The organism is Enterococcus gilvus ATCC BAA-350, from assembly GCF_000407545.1.
GTDB classification, from domain to species: domain Bacteria; phylum Bacillota; class Bacilli; order Lactobacillales; family Enterococcaceae; genus Enterococcus_A; species Enterococcus_A gilvus.
This window is the reverse complement of sequence record NZ_ASWH01000001.1, coordinates 1,339,689-1,363,259: the sequence shown is the minus strand read 5'-3', so window position 1 is coordinate 1,363,259 and position 23,571 is coordinate 1,339,689. Positions and strand designations below refer to the sequence as shown.

General features: G+C 38.7%; 24 protein-coding genes and 1 riboswitch. Of the genes, 2 read left to right on the top strand and 22 right to left on the bottom strand.

Going from position 1 to position 23,571, the window contains the following annotated elements; all coding sequences use genetic code 11:
* Positions 1 to 3: 3 nt before the first annotated feature.
* The 10 genes from I592_RS06750 to I592_RS06705 form a co-directional block, all read right to left on the bottom strand.
* Entirely contained in the window at positions 4 to 1,251 is a 1,248-nt protein-coding gene (locus I592_RS06750; RefSeq protein ID WP_010780957.1) for a tetratricopeptide repeat protein, read from the bottom strand.
* The gene (locus I592_RS06745; RefSeq protein WP_010780958.1) at positions 1,252 to 2,304 is read right to left on the bottom strand and encodes a hypothetical protein; all 1,053 of its coding nucleotides are present in this window, start codon (positions 2,302 to 2,304) and stop codon (positions 1,252 to 1,254) included. It abuts the gene before it with no gap.
* Positions 2,305 to 2,461: 157 nt separating this feature from the next.
* Positions 2,462 to 2,995, bottom strand: a complete 534-nt coding sequence (locus tag I592_RS06740) for a hypothetical protein (RefSeq protein WP_244265161.1) — start codon at positions 2,993 to 2,995, stop codon at positions 2,462 to 2,464.
* A 409-nt stretch (positions 2,996 to 3,404) separates the two neighbouring features.
* Complete coding sequence (locus tag I592_RS06735; protein WP_010780960.1) at positions 3,405 to 3,680, bottom strand: HU family DNA-binding protein; 276 nt, start codon at positions 3,678 to 3,680, stop codon at positions 3,405 to 3,407.
* Between the two features lie 228 nt (positions 3,681 to 3,908).
* On the bottom strand, positions 3,909 to 5,219 hold the full coding sequence (gene der / locus I592_RS06730; protein ID WP_010780961.1) for a ribosome biogenesis GTPase Der: 1,311 nt from the start codon (positions 5,217 to 5,219) through the stop codon (positions 3,909 to 3,911).
* A gap of 265 nt (positions 5,220 to 5,484) precedes the next feature.
* Positions 5,485 to 6,708, bottom strand: coding sequence for a 30S ribosomal protein S1 (gene rpsA, locus I592_RS06725; protein WP_010780962.1), 1,224 nt, complete (start codon positions 6,706 to 6,708; stop codon positions 5,485 to 5,487).
* A 146-nt stretch (positions 6,709 to 6,854) separates the two neighbouring features.
* Positions 6,855 to 7,526, bottom strand: coding sequence for a (d)CMP kinase (gene cmk, locus I592_RS06720; RefSeq protein ID WP_010780963.1), 672 nt, complete (start codon positions 7,524 to 7,526; stop codon positions 6,855 to 6,857).
* Between the two features lie 60 nt (positions 7,527 to 7,586).
* Positions 7,587 to 8,252 (bottom strand): LysM peptidoglycan-binding domain-containing protein, encoded by a 666-nt coding sequence (locus I592_RS06715; RefSeq protein WP_010780964.1) that lies wholly within the window; start codon positions 8,250 to 8,252, stop codon positions 7,587 to 7,589.
* 68 nt (positions 8,253 to 8,320) lie between these two features.
* A complete protein-coding gene (locus tag I592_RS06710) occupies positions 8,321 to 9,715 on the bottom strand; it encodes a RecQ family ATP-dependent DNA helicase (protein ID WP_010780965.1) in 1,395 nt (464 codons plus the stop codon).
* Positions 9,706 to 10,692, bottom strand: coding sequence for a helix-turn-helix domain-containing protein (locus tag I592_RS06705; RefSeq protein ID WP_010780966.1), 987 nt, complete (start codon positions 10,690 to 10,692; stop codon positions 9,706 to 9,708). The genes I592_RS06710 and I592_RS06705 overlap by 10 nt, the downstream gene beginning before the upstream one ends.
* 30 nt (positions 10,693 to 10,722) lie before the next feature.
* On the opposite strand from I592_RS06705, the gene I592_RS06700 reads away from it, so the two are divergent.
* Positions 10,723 to 10,935, top strand: a complete 213-nt coding sequence (locus I592_RS06700; RefSeq protein WP_010780967.1) for a ferredoxin — start codon at positions 10,723 to 10,725, stop codon at positions 10,933 to 10,935.
* A 57-nt stretch (positions 10,936 to 10,992) separates the two neighbouring features.
* On the opposite strand, the gene I592_RS06695 is transcribed toward I592_RS06700, so the two are convergent.
* The 12 genes from I592_RS06695 to I592_RS06640 form a co-directional block, all read right to left on the bottom strand.
* Entirely contained in the window at positions 10,993 to 11,586 is a 594-nt protein-coding gene (locus I592_RS06695; RefSeq protein WP_010780968.1) for an ECF transporter S component, read from the bottom strand.
* Positions 11,587 to 11,706: 120 nt separating this feature from the next.
* Positions 11,707 to 11,825: riboswitch (FMN riboswitch) on the bottom strand.
* A 68-nt stretch (positions 11,826 to 11,893) separates the two neighbouring features.
* A complete protein-coding gene (locus I592_RS06690; RefSeq protein ID WP_010780969.1) occupies positions 11,894 to 12,610 on the bottom strand; it encodes a pseudouridine synthase in 717 nt (238 codons plus the stop codon).
* Between the two features lie 2 nt (positions 12,611 to 12,612).
* Positions 12,613 to 13,191 carry an SMC-Scp complex subunit ScpB gene (scpB, locus tag I592_RS06685; protein ID WP_010780970.1) on the bottom strand — a complete coding sequence of 193 codons (579 nt, stop codon included), beginning with the start codon at positions 13,189 to 13,191 and terminating at the stop codon, positions 12,613 to 12,615.
* Between the two features lie 74 nt (positions 13,192 to 13,265).
* On the bottom strand, positions 13,266 to 14,018 hold the full coding sequence (locus I592_RS06680) for a segregation/condensation protein A (RefSeq protein WP_010780971.1): 753 nt from the start codon (positions 14,016 to 14,018) through the stop codon (positions 13,266 to 13,268).
* A gap of 1 nt (position 14,019) precedes the next feature.
* A complete protein-coding gene (locus I592_RS06675) occupies positions 14,020 to 14,385 on the bottom strand; it encodes a GNAT family N-acetyltransferase (protein WP_010780972.1) in 366 nt (121 codons plus the stop codon).
* A gap of 14 nt (positions 14,386 to 14,399) precedes the next feature.
* Positions 14,400 to 15,290, bottom strand: coding sequence for a site-specific tyrosine recombinase XerD (gene xerD / locus I592_RS06670; protein WP_010780973.1), 891 nt, complete (start codon positions 15,288 to 15,290; stop codon positions 14,400 to 14,402).
* A gap of 113 nt (positions 15,291 to 15,403) precedes the next feature.
* Positions 15,404 to 15,859, bottom strand: coding sequence for a ferric iron uptake transcriptional regulator (gene fur, locus I592_RS06665; RefSeq protein ID WP_010780974.1), 456 nt, complete (start codon positions 15,857 to 15,859; stop codon positions 15,404 to 15,406).
* Between the two features lie 112 nt (positions 15,860 to 15,971).
* On the bottom strand, positions 15,972 to 16,829 hold the full coding sequence (locus I592_RS06660; protein WP_010780975.1) for a CvfB family protein: 858 nt from the start codon (positions 16,827 to 16,829) through the stop codon (positions 15,972 to 15,974).
* A 127-nt stretch (positions 16,830 to 16,956) separates the two neighbouring features.
* On the bottom strand, positions 16,957 to 18,657 hold the full coding sequence (locus tag I592_RS06655; protein ID WP_010780976.1) for a cell division site-positioning protein MapZ family protein: 1,701 nt from the start codon (positions 18,655 to 18,657) through the stop codon (positions 16,957 to 16,959).
* Between the two features lie 267 nt (positions 18,658 to 18,924).
* Positions 18,925 to 20,034 (bottom strand): RNA polymerase sigma factor RpoD, encoded by a 1,110-nt coding sequence (gene rpoD, locus I592_RS06650; RefSeq protein ID WP_010780977.1) that lies wholly within the window; start codon positions 20,032 to 20,034, stop codon positions 18,925 to 18,927.
* Positions 20,035 to 20,056: 22 nt separating this feature from the next.
* Positions 20,057 to 21,877, bottom strand: a complete 1,821-nt coding sequence (gene dnaG, locus I592_RS06645) for a DNA primase (protein WP_010780978.1) — start codon at positions 21,875 to 21,877, stop codon at positions 20,057 to 20,059.
* A 150-nt stretch (positions 21,878 to 22,027) separates the two neighbouring features.
* Positions 22,028 to 22,663, bottom strand: a complete 636-nt coding sequence (locus I592_RS06640) for a lysozyme family protein (RefSeq protein WP_010780979.1) — start codon at positions 22,661 to 22,663, stop codon at positions 22,028 to 22,030.
* A 184-nt stretch (positions 22,664 to 22,847) separates the two neighbouring features.
* On the opposite strand from I592_RS06640, the gene I592_RS06635 reads away from it, so the two are divergent.
* Positions 22,848 to 23,570, top strand: coding sequence for an alpha/beta fold hydrolase (locus I592_RS06635; RefSeq protein ID WP_044926489.1), 723 nt, complete (start codon positions 22,848 to 22,850; stop codon positions 23,568 to 23,570).
* Position 23,571 lies beyond the last annotated feature (1 nt).

Genomic DNA, 23,571 nt, shown 5'->3' with positions numbered 1-23,571 from the left:
TCTCTACTCTTCTAATAATGATTGCACCTCTAAATCACCAGGTTCCATTTGTAAATAGTCGACCAAGACCGTACGCGCTAAATCAAGTTGACCATCTTCACGTAGGAAAATACCATAGGCTTTCAAGAAATCAGGTTCATGAGCCAAATCCTCATATGCCTGCTTGTAATAGGTCCGAGCTGCGCCAAAGTCTTCCAGCTCATTATATGCCTGTGCCAAATTCCACGCTGCATAAGGATTACCTTCTTCATCCATTTGGCTGATCATCTCAATCACTTTGTCTGGTTGGTCCTCATTTAGATAAAGATTACTCAACGTAAGTAATGTTTCGTCTGTTTTTTCACCCGTTTCGAGCGCCTGTTTTAGCAGTTCTTCAGACTTTTTACTGTCTCGTAAGCGGTACGCAATTTCAGAAGCCAGGTGTAGTAATTCAACCTGATAAGGGTTCTCTTTTATTCCTTCTTCAGCAGCGGATAAAGCTTCTTCAAGTAATTCTTCTTCTTTTAGACTATCTGCAAGATAATAGTAGCCGCTCTGATATTCTGGATCGAGAGTAATCAGTTCCTGTAAATAATTGATTGCCTTTTGATGATCATGTAATTGATAAAAAGTGAAGCCTAGTTGGAACAATCGATCCGACGTATGCTCTTTTTCTAATGCTTTTTCTAAAAAAGGAATTGCTTCTTCAAATCCCCCCATCATGCTATAAGCAGAACCAATTCGTTCATCAATAGAAATGTTTGCTACCTCATCGATTCCCTGTTTCTGAAGCTGGCCATAATCGTCAATGGCTTCTCCTAATTGATTGGCAGAAAAATGAAGCTCTGCTAAAGCAAAAGTTATCAAAGGCTCTTCTGGCGCTAGTGTTTTAGCTTGTAGTAATTTGGCTTCACTAACTTCTGGAATACCTAAAACTTGATAAAGATCAGCTGTCACTAATAAACTCTCTAAATAATTCTCACTGTCAGGTTGAATTTTTTCTAAATATTCAAAGGCACCATCAATATCGTCATCTTCAATCGCGATCTCTGCTAATGATAGATAGAAAACATCTTCCTCAGGGAAATCTGCTACCAGCTTTTCTAAAATACGTTTCGCTTCTTCTAGAAATCCTAATGTTTGCAGCTCCTCCGACAAACTTGCCAAAACTTCTGGTTCATCCTTTTTTAAAGCCTCTTCAAACATTAAATTTGCTTCTGTTAATTCTTCATTTTTTAATGCTGTTAGCATCTTTTCACTATAACTAGACATTTATTCTCCCCTGATCTCTGTAACATTTTTTTGATATACTTCAAACATTTGAAGCAGCTCTTTTTGTGTTGGTATTTTTTCTTGTCCAACTTCGCCAATTTGGGTCAATCCTGTTAATGGTTTTTCCTCCGCCAAAAGAATTACTTGCTGACCATAATCGGAAAACGAGATCCCCTCCGGCATTACAATTGGAAATCCTAATCGCACCAACCATATCATAAAATTTTTGAAATTGAAATGAAGATCGCTTGCTATGACATTCCACGCCAATTCAAATAGTAAACCAAACATGGTCTTCATACTATTAGATAATAAGGACCCATTCTCTGTTTGGAAAAAAGCTTTCTCAAAAGTTTTGCCAAACCCCAGCAGCTGTTCACTATTCTCTTGATAATAATTAATGAGTGTCTCGCTAAAAGCTGAAAATGAATCTTGTAATAATGCTTCACGCGTTGAAAAATTTAAATATAAACTTTGTAAAAATGAATAGTCACAAACGATCCCACATCGAATCAACGTTAGCAAATCAACCATTTTCCCGGTTGTTTGCTGGTCGGTCAACGTATGATCATACAAAATACTTTGCGGAACCTCCTCAATCTTCATAATTGTCATCATCGTCTTATTTGAAACAACTTGATCGATAAAGGACAAGCTTTGGGCAAAGGACCGTAAAGAGACCGGCAAAAAGAATAACTCCCCTTTGAAATTTGTGACATGGTGCGTAAATCCTAAAAGTTCAACGACACCTTCATTTCCTATGCCAATAAACAACGTTTCTTTTTGTCGACTAAAACGATTTAAAAAAGAAATTAACTCCTGAAAGTTTTCCATTGTATTACAGTAACGATTATTGGGCGTGATAAACCAATCATGCGTACTCGTCTCAGGGATAAACTGTCGCAATTTTTCCGCAAATAAATCATAATAACGCTGGTTCCCACAGAAAAGAATTTGTTTGTTCTCCAAATCTTTCTTACGCATCATTGAAGCGACTGTCTCTCCATAAACGATCTGCGTCTTACTTTCCTGATTTTGATACGTTATTTCCATTCTGTTCACCCCGTTTCTTATATTTTATACTACAAAAAAACCTCTCGCAACAAATCTGCGAAAGGCAAATGAACAATTTGATTCTTTATTCAAAAAATTTTTATAATTTAATCATGCAACATTATAAACATGTCTTAATTATTCATAAACGATCGCCTTATGGTTGTTGTGGCGAGTGGTTATTTGTTTGCGGGGTTCCTTGCTCAGAAGGAGCCGGCTGCCCATTTGGTTGATTTGTCTGATCCCTGTGTTGTTCCTCAGCGGGTGTTTGCTGTTGGTTATTCTGTTCTTGCTGAGGTACTACCTGCTGTTGCTGTTGCTGTTGCTGTTGCTGTTGCTGTTGCTGTTGCTGTTGCTGTTGCTGATTATTTTGAGCCCCTTGTGGCTGAAATTGCTGCTGATTTGCTTCTTCTTCCACTCGCGACAACTCTTCAAAGGTCAGCACTCCATCATTATTTAAATCAGAAGGAGAGGGTGATTCTTTGATGACGCGTTCCCCGTTAGGCAGCACACGTAAAACAGTCACTTGTTCCCCCCACGGTGTAGTTAAGACTTGACCAACGCTAGAAGTATCCACCGTCTGCGAAGCTTCGGTGGCTATTGTTGAAGCCGAAGTAGAATCATTTAAACTGAGCTGCCTTTTCGGAACAACAGCTTCATCTGTTGAACCATAGAAATATAAACCTACCATACCAACTATTAAAACTAAAGGAACAGATATTACTAATATTATAAAATTGCGTCGTTTTCTTTTTTTATCTTCTTGCTCAAGTAATACATATGCCTCTATAAAAGCCTGTCGCCATTTGGGATCGTTTTGTCTTTGCTCCAGAAATTCGTAAGAATGCCACGAATCATTCTTTTTTACATGAAATAAACGTTCCTTAGACATCAGGTCACCTTCTTTCTTCATTTTATTGCAAACTCCTTCCTCCATTTTATCCTATGTAAAACATTTCGTAAAATAAAAAATTATGTTACAAATCAACTGAAGAAACGGCTTATTTATAAAATACAATTATCATCTAATTAAATATATCTTCCGAAAACAAAAAAACCGTTGCAACATTAACGTTGCAACGGTTTAAGCAGTCTAAATATTATTTAACTGCATCTTTTAGCGCTTTACCTGGTTTAAATGCAGGTACTTTGCTTGCTGGAATTTCGATTTCTTCACCAGTTTGTGGGTTACGTCCTTTGCGGGCCGCACGTTCACGTACTTCAAAGTTACCGAAGCCGATCAACTGAACTTTTTCACCTTCAGCTAATGCGTCTTGGATAGATGAAAATACAGCATCGACAGCAGCGGTAGCGTCTTTCTTAGTTAAGTCAGTAGCTGCTGCAACCTTTTCGATCAATTCTGCTTTGTTTGCCATGAATGAATTCACCTCCTGAGAAATGAGTAGTGATGAGTAAACATCAACTGATAACTGAGTGGTCCAGCTATCAGCAAAGAAATATTGATTCGGTCAATATTCTGTTACAACGATAGCATAAGAACCTTATGTTAGCAAGGTTTTTAGCGATTAATGGCATAAAATTCATGGTTGTTTTATCATTCAGTGAAATCTGTTGTCACCAAAATAAAAGTATGATAAAATACCTTATTTTCGTCTCCGAGCAATTATTTTTATCGGTGTTCCTTCAAATTCAAATGCTTTTCGAATTTGATTTTCTAGGAATCGCGCATAAGAGAAATGCATCAATTCTTCCTCATTTACGAAGACTACAAATGTTGGAGGTTTAACTGCCACTTGCGTTGCATAAAAAATCTTCAACCGTTTTCCTTTATCCGTTGGTGTTGGATTAATAGCTACTGCATCCATAATAATATCATTTAAGACAGATGAAGGAATCCGAAGATTTTGGTTCATGCTGACTTCTTCAATAATCGTTGGAATCTTGTTTAACCGTTGTTTGGTTGCTGCAGAAACAAACACAATTGGTGCGTAATCCAAATAGGCAAACTCTTCACGGATCTCCTGTTGAAATTCCTTCATTGTATTCGTATCTTTCTTAACTAGGTCCCATTTATTTACGACTATGATGACACCACGACCTGCTTCATGAGCATACCCGGCAATTCGTTTGTCTTGCTCCCGTATCCCCTCTTCGCCGTTTAAAACGACTAGAACGACGTCTGAGCGATCAATCGCTCGCATCGCCCGCATAACAGAATATTTTTCTGTGTTTTCGTAGACTTTCCCACGTTTTCGCATTCCAGCCGTATCGATCATTGTAAATTCTTGCCCATTTTCACCGACAAACTTCGTATCAATGGCATCCCGCGTTGTTCCTTCAATATCAGAAACAATAACTCGGTCTTCTCCTAAAATAGCATTGATCAACGAAGATTTCCCTACATTAGGGCGGCCAATCAAACTGAACTTAATTGATTGATCTTCTTCTTCTCCATTATCAGCAGGAAAATGCTTAACCGCTTCGTCCAATACATCACCTAAGCCAAGTCCATGACTTCCTGATACAGGGTATGGTTCACCCAATCCTAATGAGTAAAATTCATAAATATCATTTCGCATCTCAGGGTTGTCAACTTTATTTACCATCAGGATCACTGGCTTGTTGCTACGGTAAAGGATCTTGGCAACTGCTTCATCCGCATCTGTGACCCCTTCTTTACCACTTGCCACAAGCAAAATCACATCTGCCTCTTCAATGGCAATCTGCGCTTGCTGTTTGATTTGTTCCATGAAAGGCTCATCGCCAATATCGATTCCGCCAGTATCAATGATTGAGAACTCATGATCCAACCATTCACCCTTTGCGTAAATTCGATCACGGGTAACACCCGGAGTATCTTCGACGATCGAAATTCGCTCACCGGCAATCCGATTAAACAATGTTGATTTACCAACATTAGGGCGACCAACTATTGCAATTGTAGGATTTGACATAACTTAAACTCCTCGTTCCTATTAATATATTTACTTTTCTAAACAGAAAGAATAAATTTGACTTTCTTGACCTTTCCATCACTGGATAATAAGGTCCTCTAAGATTTCAGCTATCTTATGTGAATCAGAGACAATCAGGATAACGGATTCTTTTCAAATTCTCTTTAGTTTAACTAAGAAAACTCCTTCTTGCAAGAGAAGGAGTCGTTTTCATACATGAAATTAATAAAAAAAGCAGACCATAAAGCGGGTCTGCTCGTAAATTCTACTCTTGTTCTTCTGATTCTTCCTCTCTCAATGCATCACCAAGAATATCACCCATGGTAAAGCCAGTATTTTCTTCTGGCAACTCGTAAGATTCTTCCTCTACGGGTTCCGCTTTAGCTTCTTCAGGTTTTTCTTCTAGTGCTTTGATTGATAAAGCAACACGATGGTCTTCAGGATGTACTTCTAAAACCTTCACTTGTACTTGGTCACCTTCATGTAATACTTCATGAGGTGTTGCAATGTGCTTATGAGAAATTTGAGAAATGTGAACCAAACCTTCTACACCTGGGAATATTTCAACGAATGCACCAAAACTAGTGAGACGCTTCACTGTTCCTTGAAGAACAGAACCGGGTGCTGCCTTTTCTTCAATATCTGTCCAAGGTCCAGGTAAGTTCGCTTTAATAGACAATGAAATACGTTCTTTTTCTGGATCAACAGAAAGTACTTGAACTTCCACTTCGTCGCCAACACTTAAAACGTCCGATGGTTTTGCTACGTGACTGTGAGAAATTTCAGAGACATGGACTAAGCCGTCAATGCCACCTAGGTCAATAAACGCACCAAAATCTGTCAAACGTGCCACTTGCCCTTTGATTACTTGACCTTCATACAGGTCAGCCAAGATTTCTTTTTTCTTCTCAGCTTTTTCAGCTTCAACCACTGCTTTATGAGATAGAATCAAACGATTCTCAGAAGGTTCGATTTCAATAATTTTGAATTTCAATGTTTTCCCAGTATAAGCTGAAAAATCATCAACAAAATGATCATCAATCATTGATGCTGGTACAAAACCACGTACACCTACATCAACTACTAGTCCACCTTTAACGCTGCTAGTTACTGGTGCTTCGATGATTTTTCCATCTTGGAATTCCTTCTCAATATCTTCCCAAACCTTTTTCGCATCTAAGCGGCGTTTAGAAAGTAAGTAACTACCATTTTCTTTGTCTTTTCCGATAGAAGAGATAACGACTAAATCAAGAATATCGCCAACCTTGACTTCTTCATTGATATCTTCAACAGGTAATGTTGAAAGTTCTTTTGCAGGAACTACACCTTCTACTCCTGCACCTTCAATACCAACGATAACTTGTTTATCTTCTAAGGCGAGCACCTCACCTTTAACAATATCGCCAACTTGAACTTCATGCACACTTTCCATTGCTGCTTCCATGGAAACATTTTCGTTTTCCATCGAATTTTGTTCTAAATCTGTCATGCCGTTTGTCCTCCTAACCAACAATTCTGCGTAAAATACACTACATGTTCTATTTTAGAATAATCCACATGAAAAATAAAGCGATTTCTTCTTTTTTTCAAAAAAATTGAAAGAAATTCGCTTTATTTATCGAAATTTGCTAAATTTTAGAAACCTTTCGAGGATACAATGTCCTTAATCTTCGCAACTACCTGTTCAATAGACATCCCCGTTGTGTCGACCAATTCTGCGTCCATCGCTTGGACAAGCGGTGATACCTCTCGATGTGAATCTAAATAATCACGTTTCGCGATTGCTTCTCTGATTGACTCAAAATCTATTTTTATACCCTTTTCTTGATTTTCCTTGTACCGTCGTTTTGCGCGCTCATCGACACTTGCTACTAGAAAAATTTTGACTTCTGCTTTCGGCAACACGACGGTTCCAATGTCGCGACCATCCATGACAATCCCGCCAGATTTAGCTAGTTGACGTTGTGCTTCAACCAATTCTTCACGCACTTTGCTGTGGGCGGAGACTTCCGAGACAGCAGCCGTCACATCAGGCTGACGAATCGTCTGTGTAATCTCTTCATTGTCCGCAAACACTAACTGTCCATGAGAAGATTGTTTGAAAGTGATTGGATAGTGTGTTGTCAAGTCTGCTAGAGATTCTTCATCCGAAAACGAGACTCCGTGTTTAATCGCTAAAAAAGTTATGGCACGATACATTGCACCAGTATCTACATAAATAAAGCCAAATTCACTCGCTAAAATTTTGGCAACAGTACTTTTACCAGATGACGCGGGACCATCAATTGCAATTGAAATCTTTTCCATGTTCTGCCTCTTTTCAATAAATAAGCCGCAATCGAAATCGATTACGGCAAGGTATTCAAATTATTTGATGCGTACTTCTTGTCCAGGATTAAAATAGAAATTATCCATGTTCATACCATTTAAACGTAAAAACTCATCCACACTTAGCCCGTAACGACCAGCGATTTGGCGTGGACCTTCACCTGCTTGTACAGTACCGTATTGCGCATTGGCATCGCTTTGAGCATTGTCTTGATTTTGCTGTTGCTGATTATTTTGTTGTTGTTGGTCTTGCTGTTGTTGCTGCTGTGCAGCTTGCTGTTCTTGTTGACGTTGTGCTGCCGCTTGTTGATCAGCTTGTTGTTGTGCTTGTTGATCTGCAGCTTGTTGGTTTTGTTGATTACTTTCTGATGCCGTTGAAGATGTACTTTCTTCTGTGCTGCTCTCTTCTGTGCTTGATTTTTCTGTTGAAGATACTTTGGAAACCTGCGTAGTACTCTCAGGAGAGGCTGCTGGTTTGTCGTTTCCACGAGTGATCCAGAAAAAGGCACCAGCCGGAATCAAAATAAGGGCTAACAATAACGCGACTAGAATCGTTAAGAATTTCGTATTTCCGCCACCTTTATTACTTCCACCACCACGACGTGATTGGCTGCGTGAATAATTTTCTTCTTCACTATCAGATTCGTAAATATGTTGATCCCACGGTTCATTGTTCTTGTCGTTATAGCGATCTTTTCTACTCAATTTCTCTAACCTCCTAAATGCTATCGCCATGTATTATACCATAGCTCTTGAAAATGTGGTGCCAATTTTCAATCTTTCTCTGTATTTTTAAAAATTTTTTGAATAATTTTTTGCCAAGATATTTGGCCCATACTTGCTGTTTCTTGTACGCTGTATTTTTGCAATACAGCGCCATCGTTGTCGCAACAAATTGGATTTTTTTCTGTTAAGCTTTCGTCAAAATAAGAAACTAAAAATTCCCGCCGGCATTTTGTAGTTGCAATATAATCAAGCATTTTTTGCAGTTGCTTCTTTTTTGTAACTCCACGTTGGTTTAATAAATCCATTAAATGAGAACTATCATTAGGAAAAAACTGTTCCCACTTTTTAATGAGCGGGTCTTCAAACACCAGATCACTCATTTTTTGTTTAATTTCAAACAATTTTTTTGATTGATTTGTTTGCTCTTGTAGAAAGTGATGAATAAATTCATCTCCTTCTTCATACAATAAAATTGCTTGGCTCAACTGTCCGTCTCTGCCAGCTCGGCCCACTTCTTGCAAATAATTCTCTGGTGAATCTGGCAAATCATAATGAATGACAAATCGAATATTCTCTTTATTGATTCCCATACCAAAAGCATTCGTGGCAACTAATATTCTTAACTCCCCGGATAAAAATTGTTGTTGAAGCATTCTTCGTTCTTGCCCACTGAGACCACCATGATAATAAGCAATTTTTTGCCGATCTTTAAAAGAATGGTAGAGTTCTTCTACTTTTTTTCGAGTCGCACAATAAATGATTCCTGATCCCTCTAAAGAAATCATAAGTTCTCTCAGTTTTTCAACTTTATTTTCTTGATAAACAAAAAAGCTGATATTAGGACGATCCACAGAAAAAACAACTTCTCTCGCCTTTTCTTTTTCGAACAATAAACGTTGAATATCTTTTCTTACCTTATTTGTAGCGGTTGCTGTCAATGCTAGAATTAATGGACTTCCAACGAACTGAATCCCGTCTGCCAATTTTAAATACTCAGGCCGAAAATCAATTCCCCACTGAGAAATGCAGTGTGCCTCATCCACTACGATCATTGCCAACTTGATCCTCTTTAATACATTTTGTACATTCGGACTTAAAAACATTTCCGGACTCATAAAAATAAACTTGTAATGATGTGCTTCATTAAGTATCCATTGTTTTTCCCACGATGAAAGTAGACTGTTTAGTGCCACAGCACGCTTTTCTCCTAGTCCTTGCAGTTGTATTACTTGGTCCTCCATCAAAGAAATTAGCGGGGAAATGACAACGACTGTTCCTTCTAATAAATAACCTGGTAATTGATAGCACAATGACTTTCCAGTTCCAGTGGGAAGCATTCCAAGAACAGAATGGCCTTTTAAGATAGTTTCAATTATTTCTTGTTGACCAGGTCGAAACTGGTCATAGTTAAATTTTTCCCTTAATACTTTTTTCAGTTCCATCCATGTTCCCTCAGATAATAGATTTGTGATAATCGAAAATTCAGGTATGATACCTCATACTCTTGGTAATGACTATTGATGACTTGCCCCTCATGTAAGCCATCAAAATCGAGTTGCTCGAATTTTTCAAAAGGAAATGCTTTATCTAATAATGCCCACTCAATGAAATGATCGTTGATAGTTCCTTGTTTTAAATGGCGCAAAGACAAAATCTCTGATACTGTTTTTCCAGCCAAGAAATAGTCTTTCGTTTTTAACATACTCTGATTCATATTTTGTTGATCTAGCACATATAACAGCCTCGAAAGTTCCCCCTCTTCTATCTGTTCAAGAAAAAGATCTATTGCACGCTGTTGGTAAAGATCAACCCAGGGATACTCCTGAAAGGTGTCAGGTAAAAGTTGAAAAACAGTTTTCCCTTGAAATCCATGTCCCGAAAATTGATTTGCTAAAAAATCAGCCTCTTTTGAGGGTATTTTACTTAAGATCATGGTCAACTCATCTTTAAACGCACTTAATAAATAAGGATTAGACTGTGCCAACCATTTCTTTACTTGCTGTAAATAGTATGGACGATTTTCAATCGGCAGATACTCCTTCTCATTAAAGGAAAGATAACTAGTCACCTGAATCGCAAATAAGATCAACTGCCAGCAATCTTCTCGCATGCGGCCAAAGCGCATATTGTTCAGACCCGTCATTTCCAAAGGTGTCTCTAATAAACGCGCTTTCCCAAGTGGCGTTAATTCGCCGAATTCATCATCTATAGTGATCAAATGATTCAATTTTAATTGATTTAGTGCTTCTTGAAAACTCTTTTCCTTCAAAGTAGGCAATGCACCTAAATAAGCTAAATTTTGATAGAAGAAACCATGGATCAAAACAGAGCTTGTCCTTTTTCCCACCAATAAATGATACAAGGTGGATGTTCTTAACTTGTAGCCTGTATGAAATAACGTTAAAATAAACAAAGTCATAATAAATACTCTCCTGTGGAAGGTGAAAAAATGAAATGCGAGATCATCCCTGACCGTTGTATCGCTTGCGGCCTGTGTCAAACCATCGCACCAGAAATTTTTGATTATACAGATGATGGATTGGTCCTCTTTGTTGGTGAGCCTGAGGCAACCCATGAATTTATTCCTGAGAGTCAACAGGACGCAGTTATACAATCTGCTAAGCGTTGTCCATCTCATGCTATCTTATATCAAAATTCATAATAACATATATCCTAAAAAAAAATCTCAGACTTTTTTGTCTGAGATTTTTTGAATTAATTAAATTGAATGATGTTGCGATGTCATTGTTTTTTTGGATAACCATGGCAGTAATTTAGCATGTAGTACTAAGAAAACTGCACTGACGATCATTCCTTTAAGCAAATTGAAAGGAACGATTCCAACTAAAATATATCTTCCCAAGCCCATGCCTAACATTTGTCCAGCAGAAAGCCCGAACGCTTTTAAATAAAGAGGCGTAATTACAAAATAGTTTGCGATACTCATAAAGACCGTCATCGCTAGAATACCTAAACCTAGCCCCAACACACGTTTTGTCGTTGTTTTTTGTTTGAATAGTAAAAATATTGGCAAAGTATACAATGTTGACGCGAAAAAGCTTGCGAAGTCCCCAATCATATTATCAATAGAGAAGCCCGTCATCGTCAAATGAAGCAAGGATCGAATAAACGCAGTCGCCACACCTGTTAACGGTCCAAATATAAACATATTGATCAATACTGGAATATCACTAAAGTCCAACTTTAAAAACGGAAACATTGGAACAATTGGAAAAGCGATAAATTGTAGAATCAATCCCATTGCTGCTGCTACTGCCACTGCTGTCATTTTTTGTAATCTTAAGTTCTTCATATGAAATCCTCCGTTTCGGAATCATCTTCATCGAACTATTTGAGTGAAACTTTGCCACAAAAAAACTCTATGCTTCAAAAAAAGCATAGAGTTACTTGAATACTGTCTTACTCAAATAAGCTCTATCTTCTTTATCCAGACTGTACTGTCGGTATCGGAATTACACCGATTCGGCTGCTTTCGCAGTTCGCGGACTATCACCGCCGGTCGGGATTTTCACCCTGCCCCTGAAGACGAACCTTAATTTATTTTATTTGTAAAACCACTATAACAATTTTACTATCAAAAAACAAGTAAATGATTTTGTTTATTTTGATTGGTTCAATAACGTATTGATTTCCTTTGTATTCAACCGACGATATTCCCCTGGACGTAACCCTTGCAATGTCAAGTCACCATAACGTTCACGCTTTAATTTTTGTACCGGCAAACCAACCGCCGCCAACATATTCTTCACCTGATGATTGCGGCCTTCATGAATGGTTAATTCAACAATACTTGTCTCTGCTTTTTTATCTGTTGAGAGAATCTCAAAACGTGCAGGCGCAGTTTTCTTTCCTTCAATGCGAATCCCTTTTGTCAATGGCAACAAACTTCTTTTTTCCGCGTAACCTTTTACTTTTGCCACATAGACTTTATCAATTTGGTGTTTCGGATGCGCCAATCGTTGTGAAAAATCACCGTCATTTGTTAAAAGTAATATTCCAGACGTATCATAATCTAAACGTCCAACAGGATAGATTCGTTCAGGGACAGCGGCGAAGTAATCTGTTACCACTTTTCTATTTTTATCGTCAGAAACAGCCGAGATAACTCCCCGAGGTTTATAAAACAAATAATAAACGGGCTCTTCTTGATAAATTGGCACACCGTCAACTTCGACGATGTCTTTTTTTCCAGCTTTTGTACCTAATTCTTTTACAGTATCGCCATTCACTTTGACGCGTCCGCTAGTAATGTATTCCTCAGCCTTACGTCGGGAAGCTATCCCAGCATGGGCGATTATTTTCTGTAATCTTTCCATTATTACTCATCCTCTTCTTTAAAACGATCGTAAAACAAATCCAAAGGCTCTGCTTCGTCTGCTAGATCATCTTCCATTTTTTGAACGTCCGGCAATTCCTTCATATCTTTTAATCCAAAATAATCCATAAAATAGTCACTTGTTCCATATAAAATTGCTCGTCCAGGCCCTTCAACGCGGCCTTTTTCTTCTATTAATTGTCTGGCTACCAAAGTTTGCACAGCTCCGCTCGATTGAACACCACGGAGTTCATCAATTTCGGCACGTGTTACGGGTTGTCTGTAGGCAATAATCGAAAGTGTTTCCAATGCAGCTTGACTTAAGCGATTTGCCATAGGCGAACGCGCGAATTCTTTTAGCAATGAAGCAAATTCTTTTTTCGTGGTTAAAACAAAATGATTGCCCACTTCCAAAATAGTCAAGGCCGACTGCTCTTTATTTTCATATAATTCCTTCAAATCTAGGATGTTTTGATAAACTTCTGGTATGGGTCGATTTAAAGAAAAAGCTAATTCTTCTAAACCGATTCCCTCTTCCCCAACTACAAAAAGCATCGCTTCAATTTGACTTAATTGATTCATAGTACGGCTCCTTTTACATGATAATGGAACAAATCTCTGATTGAACTAGTTATTTCCCTCGTTAGACGCAACAATCATTCTTCGATTATTTCGCCTTTAAAAATGACTATAGGTGCGTAGGTCTCCTCTTGAGTTGCTACAGCCAATCCTTTTTTCATCAATTCTAATAATGCCATAAAAGTTGTAATCATTTCATCTTTAGTATATTGGACAAACAAGGATTCTAAAAACAGCCCTTTTCCTTCGGGTAGAACATTCAATCGATTGCCAATCTCTACTACTTTTTGGTCAATGGTAATTGACTCCGTGGCAACTGTCGTTTCTATTGGTTGATTTCTTTTCTTTCGTTGCAAAACATCATGCAATGCCAGAAAAAGATCAATCGTATTTAATTGGTTTTTAGGCAGCGGAAGGATTTCTTCTTCATAGTCTGAAAGATCCATGGGCGCCTTTGTAAAAAACAAACTACGCTCTTGTTCTTTTTCTGAAAGGACGGATGCCGCATACTTATATTTACGATATTCTAAAAGTTGCTGAACCAATGCCTCACGAGGGTCTTCGCCCTCTTCGTCTTCGTAATCAAAGTCTAGTTCTGGTTTTGGTAAAAGCATTTGGCTTTTAATAGACATGAGTGTTGCAGCCATAACCAGATACTCACCTGCTACTTCTAACTCTAAAGTTTTCATTGCATGGATGAAATTCATGTATTGCTCAGTCACTGCTGCAATAGGAATATCATAGATATCAATTTCCAACTGTTGGATTAGATGGAGCAGGAGATCTAAAGGACCTTCAAAAACATCTAATTTTAAACTTATTTCTTCCATTCTAACCTCTTTTATGTTCCTGCCATTTTGCCAAAAAGGCTGAAGTAGCAGGGGTTCCCATAATTTTTTGATCTGGATACATGGTTTGTAGTTCATCCATCATCGCAATACTTACCCCCTCACCACGATAAGAGGGGTTCAAACTAATGTCGTGCAAGACGATTTCTTGATCTTCTAACGAACTGATCCCGATCACCCCCTGTACGTTGTCGGAGCTTTCATCATAATAGCAATAAAGCTGGTAGCGTTCGTCACCTTCATAGGCATCAATTTCTTTTAATAGATGGCGTTGATCTTTTAGGCTTTCGTGAAAACTCAAAAGTCCCATCGCGATCTTTCGTTGACTTTTTCGGTATTGAGTAAGCATTTTTTTCCTCCTAATTAAGCGCGTGGAAAAAACTCTTTATAAACTTCGGTCATTCTTCGCTTAGTGATATGGGTATAAATTTGTGTTGTAGATATGTCTGCGTGTCCCAGCAATTCTTGAACCGTTCGCAGATCAGCGCCATTTTCAAGTAAATGGGTCGCAAAACTGTGGCGCAATGTATGCGGCGTGACATCTTTTGTGATCTCAGCTTTAATGACATATTGCTTCAAGTTTTTCCATATTCCTTGACGACTCAGCCCGCGTCCGTGATTGTTCACAAAAAGAAACGTCTCATTTGGATTTTTTTTTGTCAGAATGGGACGAACTTCAGACAAATATCTCTCTAGCCAATGTATCGCGTAGTCTCCCAAAGGAACTATACGCTCCTTATCTCCTTTTCCAACCGTTTGTAACAAGCCCATTTCCAGATGGATATCTCCCAGCTTTAAGCCAATTAATTCACTAACACGCAAGCCTGTGGCATACAGGACTTCTAAAATCGCACGATCACGAATGCCTAAATTCGTAGTTGTATCTGGAGTGGCTATCAACCGTTCGACTTCTGCTAAAGAGAGTGTTTGCGGCAACTTTTGAGCCTTTTTAGGGCTATCTATATGCTGCATAGGGTCATGGTCGGTATAACGTTCTTGCCGCAAAAATTGATGAAAACGCCGAAGACTAGAAATCATTCGTGTAATTGTAGTAGACGCTTTTCCAGCATCTGATAAGCTCGCCAAAAAAGCCACAACAGTATAACGATCCACAGCTTCCCACGTGGATACACCCTGCGCGTCTAAAAATGACAAATATTGTTGTAGATCTCTTTGATAACTACTACGAGTATTCTCTGAAAGTCCACGCTCAATCGCTAAGTAATGCAAATACTCTGTTATTTGTTCATCCATGTTCTCACCACTTTCGCTTTATCATAACAAAAAGTCCCTTGAAATGATAGCACGTATCGTTGCAAGGGACTACATAATTTAATTATAACTTAATTCATTTTCATCTAGGTATTCTACGCTTCTTTTTTATCTTGACAGCTTTGACAAATTCCATGAAATGTCAGGCGATGATCTTTTACTAGAAAATGATACCGAGATTCTACGACTCTTTCTACATCTCCTAAAAGATCCTCTTCAATTTCTTCAATATTCCCGCATTCTAAACAAAGTAAATGATGATGAAAATGTTCTGCCCCTTCTTTACGAAGATCATATCTAGCGAGTCCATCATCAAAACTAATTTTATTAACAATGTGCAATTCCGTCAAAATTTCTAAGGTGCGATAGACTGTTGCCAAGCCGATTTCAGGACTTTTCTTTTTAACTAAGAAATAAATCTCTTCCGCTGACAAATGGTCTTTTTCATTTTCTAATAAAACGAGAACGGTCGCTTCACGCTGTGGTGTCAACTTAAATCCAGAATCGTGAAGTTGCTTTTTAGTTTTTTGCAGAGCTAAAATCGCGTTCAAGAGAACCCTCCTCTTCTACTTTATAATAACTATAAACAAGCAAGTGCTTCAGTACTGCTTTTCTTAGAATTATTATAGTTTATCACCTATATTTATGCAAGGACATTCTCAATTAGCTTTTTAAACGAATTTCGCCATCCTTTTGTTCAATTAATTTTTCCTTTAACAAATGACCGATCGCACGTTTGAATTGACCTTTGCTGATTCCAAAGGCAGCTTTAATTTCATCAGGATCTGATTTATCCCAATACGGTAACAAATGGTCTGCATTTCTTTGCAGCATTGTCAAAATCATCGCAGCATCATCGTTGATCATTTCATACCCGCGAGGCTTTAATGACATATTTAGAATACCATCTGGACGTACGCCAATCACTCGTGCTTCCACAACTTCTCCTAAACGTGGTTCTTGATAGCGTTCTGAAGGGTGAATAAATCCGATGTAAAAATCTTCAGTCAGCAGAAAAGAACCCGCGACTTTCAACCGATAAATCGTCCCCTTCTTGTTTTCGTTTTGCATTTCTGCATTTCCGGCACGACTCAAAGAATGAAAGATCGTCTCGTCTGCTAACACACCCCACATGCGATCCTTTTCATCAACACGCATGCTGATCATCAAACGGTCCCCTTTTTTAGGCCAAAGTTCTTTCATGCTAGGCATCTCGTCTAAGGAAACCACCATATCTTTATCCGCAAGACCAATGTTTACGAAAACACCTAAATCCCGACGAACATCTGTGACTTCTCCAAATGCATAATGTCCGATACGAACTTGTGGGATAGCCGTTGTAAAAATCGCTTCTTTTTTCTGATTCACATAGCCGAAACCTTCAACAGATTCGCCAATTTGATATACTTCCTCTTGTTTTTTTTCAAAATGAAACGTCACGCCATTCTTTTGAACCAAATACATGGTTTCATTTTCATCAATAATCAATCCTGTAAATACTTGTCCTAATAATTCATTCATATTTTTTCTCCTAACGCGTATTCATAAAAGCAAAAGCATTGCTCTTAATAGTTTATACTATTTTTTAAACTCTTACATCAAACAATAAAACTGGGAAGAACGTTCTCCCCAGTCTCCATATTTTGATTTAGTTTGGTCCGTTCCCTTTGAACCATCCTGTCTTGCAGTTGATGGTTACTAAATACATCGGCAAATCAGAATTGGAATAGCCCTTCGTCAGTGACGCTCGGTTAGAAGTGGCATATAGATTGTAATACCCTTCTCCGTTCTCAACCTTTACAGGTTCCAAGCTATAACCGCCATCAACTATATAGCCACGTGAAATACAGGTTTGGATTACCTTTTCTTTCACTCCAGGTGCCCAAGCATAAGCATCACTGCTTGTATCTCCGGCTTGATTGGACGCGGATGAAGAATTGCTATTTTGAGCTTCTTGGGCAGCTTTTTCTTGTTCTGCCTTTTCTTGAGCGGCCTTTTCTGCTGCCGCTTTCTCTTCCGCTGCTTTTTTCTCTTTTTCTTTTAGCGTCTGATCTACTTTTGCCAGTTCATCCTTTTGCGTCTGAACTAGTGACTGATTAGCCACGACTTTAACAGCCTCATTCGCCGAATTGTATTGATCACGATTTACTGAATCAATAACGTTTCCATCTTTAAGTAAACCATCGGTTGCTTTTTTTGCCGCTTCAATTTTCGTGTATTGATCTTTTGCATTATTGATTGCTTGGTTCATTAATTGATCAAATTCTTGATCTCCAGTATCAACAGTGAGAGTGACAGGTTCGGCAGATTTCAATAATGGCTTGTCAGTGACCTTATCTCCATTAATTGCTGCTTCTGTAAATAATTGATTCACAGATTTTTCAGCTTTCTGTTTTTCTACTAGCTCATTGTATTCTTTTTTCAGCTTATCATAGCGCTTATTGTCTTTGTATCCAGCCAACTCTTCATCTATTTTACTAGTATTGAGGTCCAATTTATCAGCCGCAATAAATGTCTGCTTCTCATTGGTGTAATATCCTGCAATGCTCGCTTCAATTGAATCAAGCGCCTTATTTTCTTTTTTAACGGTAGCGATTTGTTGTGCTTCTACCTTTTTTTCATGCTGATAATAATAGCCGCCACCAACACCTAGCACGACAATCGCTGCTAAAGTGATGTACCGCTTTTTTCCGCCTTTTTTTTGAGGATCACCTGTAGAACGGGGTGCCTCTGGGGGAATATTACCTCCATTACCAGCTTCAGTTGACTCAACTGGAATCGTAGAATGTTTATCTGAATCGGTCTCAGGCTCAATCGTGCGTTCTTCTTCGATAGCTTCCGAAGATTCCTCAATTGAGGCATCCTCAGTTAAGGGCATCGCTTCGACTTCCTCAGCGTCTTCTTCCGACTCTGCATATTCTGGAATGGGATCTGGTGATAGGCTTGACTCAGAAGGTGCTTCTTCTGTTTCTTCATTAGAAAGCTGGGTCTCATCCGTATTTTCTTCATTGTCGACTACAGTATCTTCTGTCATCTCGTTGTTAGATTCGTCTTGTTCTTCCAGACTATCTTTGTGCTCACGAATGTACTGTGCCAAAATCGGATTCAATTCAGGTGTTTCTTCAGTTTCTTTAGAATGTTCTTCTTTCATTTTTTCCTCGTTATCCTTAAACATTTTCTGCACAGATTCAATGGGCATATCCGCTAGTTCTGACCACTCTATCGTATCATTTTTATCAGTAATATTTTCAGTATTTAATTGATCGTTTAACTGTAATGAAAAGCCACACTTCGGACAAGTCGTGCATCCATCGACTGGTTCATGACCACAGTTAGGGCATTTTTGCAATGAAATCGGCTCCTTTTCAATCATATGCTTTAATCTATCATATGTTTAGGGATGTTCCAAGCGATTTTCGAGTGAATTAATCAAAAATAATAAATTCAATCAGGTTTTTGAAGCTTCCATGATTCGTTATTCACAAATAATTCGTTAAGATAATCGTGTTTTTCCTTATGAAAAATAGTTTTATCCTAGCGTCTGGCATTACGGCGTAGGTTGTCTTATAAAACAGAAAAACTCTGCGAGAAAGGTTCTCGCAGAGTTTAGTAATGACTATTCTAAAAAGTCTTTCAACTGTTTTGAACGTGATGGGTGGCGTAACTTACGTAATGCTTTTGCTTCGATTTGTCGAATACGCTCACGTGTAACTCCAAATACGCGTCCAACTTCTTCCAAAGTCCGAGTTCTGCCATCATCTAAGCCAAAACGCAAACGCAATACGTTTTCTTCACGATCAGTCAATGTATCTAATACATCTTCTAATTGTTCTTTTAACATTTCTGATGCCGCATGCTCAGCAGGGCTTGTTGCTTCTTGGTCTTCGATAAAGTCTCCTAAATGCGAGTCATCTTCTTCACCAATCGGCGTTTCTAGAGAAACAGGCTCTTGAGCAATCTTTAGTATTTCGCGAACTTTTTCAGTCGGCAAGTCCATTTCGGCACCGATTTCCTCTGGTGTTGGTTCGCGTCCTAAATCTTGCAACAATTGACGTTGAACACGGATCAATTTATTAATAGTTTCAACCATGTGAACCGGGATACGAATCGTCCGAGCTTGGTCGGCAATCGCGCGAGTAATCGCTTGGCGAATCCACCAAGTAGCATAAGTTGAGAATTTGAATCCTTTACGGTAGTCAAATTTTTCAACAGCCTTCATCAGACCCATATTTCCTTCTTGAATCAAATCAAGAAATTGCATGCCACGACCAACATAACGTTTGGCAATACTTACAACTAAACGTAAGTTAGCTTCCGCTAGACGTTGTTTTGCTTCTTGATCTCCTTGTTCGATCAACAAAGCAAGTTCTACTTCTTCTTCAGCCGTCAATAACGATACACGACCAATTTCTTTCAAATACATACGAACTGGATCGTTAATTTTAACACCTGTTGGGGCTGATAAATCTTCTTTTTGAGCTTCTTTTACTGTTTTTTCGTTTCGTTTCAAACTCGCCTTAGAAGGTTCACCATTTTCATCTACAACGCTGATTCCAGCATCTTCGATTTTTTGAATCAATTCATCCATCGCTTCTGCACCTAACTCGTAAGGAGTCGCCATACGGTTAGTTAGTTCGTCATAAACTACCTGTCCTAGTGGTTTTTTCTCCTTAATGAAGGCTGTTAAAGCTTTTTGGTACTCTTTGTTATTTTTTACATCTGCCATAAAATAAATGCCCCTTTCACTTCTAGGCTTGTTTCAAGCGTTTTGTCAATTCGATAATTTGAATGGTTAGTTCTAGTTCCCGCTGTTGATTTCCGCTTTTCCTGGCCTCAAGCTGCTCTTTTCGTCGTTGTTTTATTTCTTCAGCAATGCCAGATTGAGAAATCACACGCATCAGATCATAAATTTCCCGTTCGTTACTATCTTCTGACATGGATATCATAGAGATGTCGATGGCTAACTGCTTCATCTCGTTCTCTTTCAAATAGTTCAGAAAATCCGCTAAAATAAAATTTCCATGAACCATCATATAACTATCTAAGTAAAGAAGCAATTCTTGATAATGATCATGAATGAATTGGAAATCCGTCTGGACCAGCTGCTCGCGAACTGAACTCTCATTCATACTACGGTATAGCAGCATCCTTTCGGCTTTTTCTTCTTTTGTTACGACTCTCCTAACCGATTGAACGGGTGCTGGAGAAGGAACTGTCTGTTGTTGCCGTCGTTCTGTACGAATCGTTTGCCGAACCATCTGCAATTGCTGCTTCAAACTCTCTCTTGTTAAATGAAAGTCGTTTGCCAACTGGCCTAGATATAAATCTTGTTCGACAGGTGATTGTACTTTTGCTAAATCCTGCATCACGACATCCAAGTAATTCAATCGATCCGCTTCATTCTCTAAGTTTAATCCTTTTTTTCGATAATGCATCTTGAATGCGAAGGGCGTTTGACGACCATGCTGCAATAAATTTTGCAATTCAGTCACACCGTATTTCCGCAAGTACTCATCCGGATCGAGTTTTTCTGGTACAGTGACGACTGAAAGTCCTAGCCTGCTGTGTGCATCTAAAATCGACAAGGCTCGGTCAGTGGCTGCCTGTCCGGGATCATCACCGTCATAACTGATCACTACTTGCCCTGTTATTCGTTCGATGGAGGCAATTTGTTGTTCAGTCAAGCTGGTTCCCATAGAGGCCAAACCAATTTTTATGTCCGCTTGCCAAGCCGCTAAGACATCCATGAACCCCTCGAATAAAATTGCTTCGCCCTGTTTCCGAATTTCATTTCGCGCTTTATCAAAGTTAAAAAGAACTTGACGTTTATTAAATAGTTCCGTTTCAGGGGAGTTTAAATATTTTGGCTGATCGTCCCCGGGATACTCCTCGGTTTTTAGTATCCGACCGGAAAATCCGATCGGCTTTCCGCGGAAATCATTCAATGGAAACATGACTCTTTGATAAAATCGATCACTGAAACTGCCGTCTTCACGTCGAATAAACAGCCCACTGCGTTCCATCAAATCAGCACTCACTTTATCCTGCTGCGCAATTTGCACGAGAAAATCTCTTTGGCTAGGTGCAAAACCGATTTTGAATTCATTGATCAACTCATCGCTTAATCCACGTTCATGGAGATAGCTCAACGCCGTTTCTCCTACTTTTGTGTTCACTAGCAAATGATGATACAAGTCGCGTGTCCGCTCATGCAAGGCAATCAGTTGCTGCTGTCCTGTTGAGGTTTGACTGATCGGTTCATTTGATATTTCAATACCTAGCGGAATTTGTTCTAAGTCCGCAACTTTTTTTACAGCTTCCGGAAAACTGATGCCTTCCAGTTCTTGCAAAAAGGTATAAACATTTCCACCTTTACCGCACCCAAAACAATGAAAAATCTGCTTATCTTCTGCAACTGAAAATGATGGAGTCTTCTCTTCGTGAAATGGACAAAGGCCTAGATAATTTTTACCAGACTTTTTCAGCTGAACATATTGACCAATGACTTCGACAATATTTGTTTTTTCACGAACCTCATCAATAACATGTTGGGGAATTCTTTGCGCCAAAAAAACCTCACCCCAATTCCCAAAAATATGATAACAGCCGTAAAAAATCGCCCTAATTCATCTTTCGATCAGCGCGATTTTTTTAGACAAACTTATACGTCTATCATTTTAGCATATTTCTTTATTATTACAAGCTTTCCGCTCATTGTTTTAACTATTTTCAAACCTTTGAAAGAATGTAATGAATCGTTTGTTCATTTGCACAATTTCTGCGTAGAACATGTTTCCGCCATTTTGATATAAATAACCTCCATTGTACATTATCGACTGCATTTGCATGTAACGATACGTGTGTTGCTGGTCATTGCCATACCCCGGTGAAAGAACATCTCGCGAGTATTCTTCTGCAAGTTCAACGCTATTTTTTCCACCACGCTCTTTCACGAATTGAATGTATTTTGTTCCGAAATTGTACGCTTGAATCGCCGTATCCAGATCACAACCAGCCGCTTTTGCCTGTTGATAGCTTTCGGCAAAGTGTTTCACGCCGCTTTCGATACTTTCTTGTTGGCTCAAAATCTTTCCTCGGCTCCCATAGGCACTTTCAGAACTTTGCATCAAATCGGTTCCTTTTCCTTTAGATTCCGTGTACATGATTCCCAAAATAACATCCGTGTAGTTCCCTACACCTGCTTGATCAGCTAGAAGCTGCACATCTTCTCGATGGCTATTGATTGTCTTTGTTGTCGTATATGTTCGAAATGCAAATAGTCCAGCTATTGCAAGAGTAACAAGAATCGCAAATGTAAGAATTACTTTTAAAATTTTTCCAATTAATTTCAACATAAAATCTGCCCAACCATCTTCTTTTTTCTCTACTACATACTACAAGAGTCGGCTGAACTTTTGAAAGTATTAATGGATAGTTTTATATTTAATTAATTATTCTGAAGTTTTCATTATGTCTGACAATTAAATTAATGTGCAAGAATTAAAAAAATCGGTATACTTGGTACTGGTAGGTGATGTTGTGAAGAATGAGAAAAAAATTGCTCACATGAGTGATAATACTGAAATTTATTATGAAAAATATGGCGAAGGTCCCGCACTTTTTCTACTGCATGGCAACGGCGGCAGCGGAAGGTATTTTTCTAAGCAATTAAATAGTTTCAGTAAACATTTTAATGTTTATGTTGTAGACAGCCGCGGCCATGGGCGCTCAACAAATACCCAAAAAGAAACAAGTTTTCATTTGATGGCAAACGATCTTGCTGAGATCATGGATCAGGAGGATCTGGACCATGCGGATTTCTTAGGTTTCAGTGATGGTGCAAATTTGGCGATGGTCTTTGCACGATTGTACCCGGAAAAAGTTGATCATCTAATTTTGAACGCAGGCAACACCGTACCCAGCGGCGTAAGGGCGATTCCTCATCTATTGAGCTATATTCAATATGCCATTGTTTGGATCGGTGCCTTTTTCGATTCTGGCATGCGGAATTTTTTGCCGATCTTGCGTTTGCTTTTCCGTGATATTGGGTTAACCACTGAAGACTTAAATCAAATCCAAGCCCCTACGTTGGTCATCGTTGGGAAGCACGATTCTATTAAAACGCAGCATTCTATGTATATTGCTCGTTCGATTCCAAATGCAAGTTTTGCGATCGTATCTGGGCAAGGACATATGTTTGCGCGTAGGAATCCGGGGCGATTTAATCAGGAAGTCTTACAATTTCTAATTGAGAAGGAGTGAT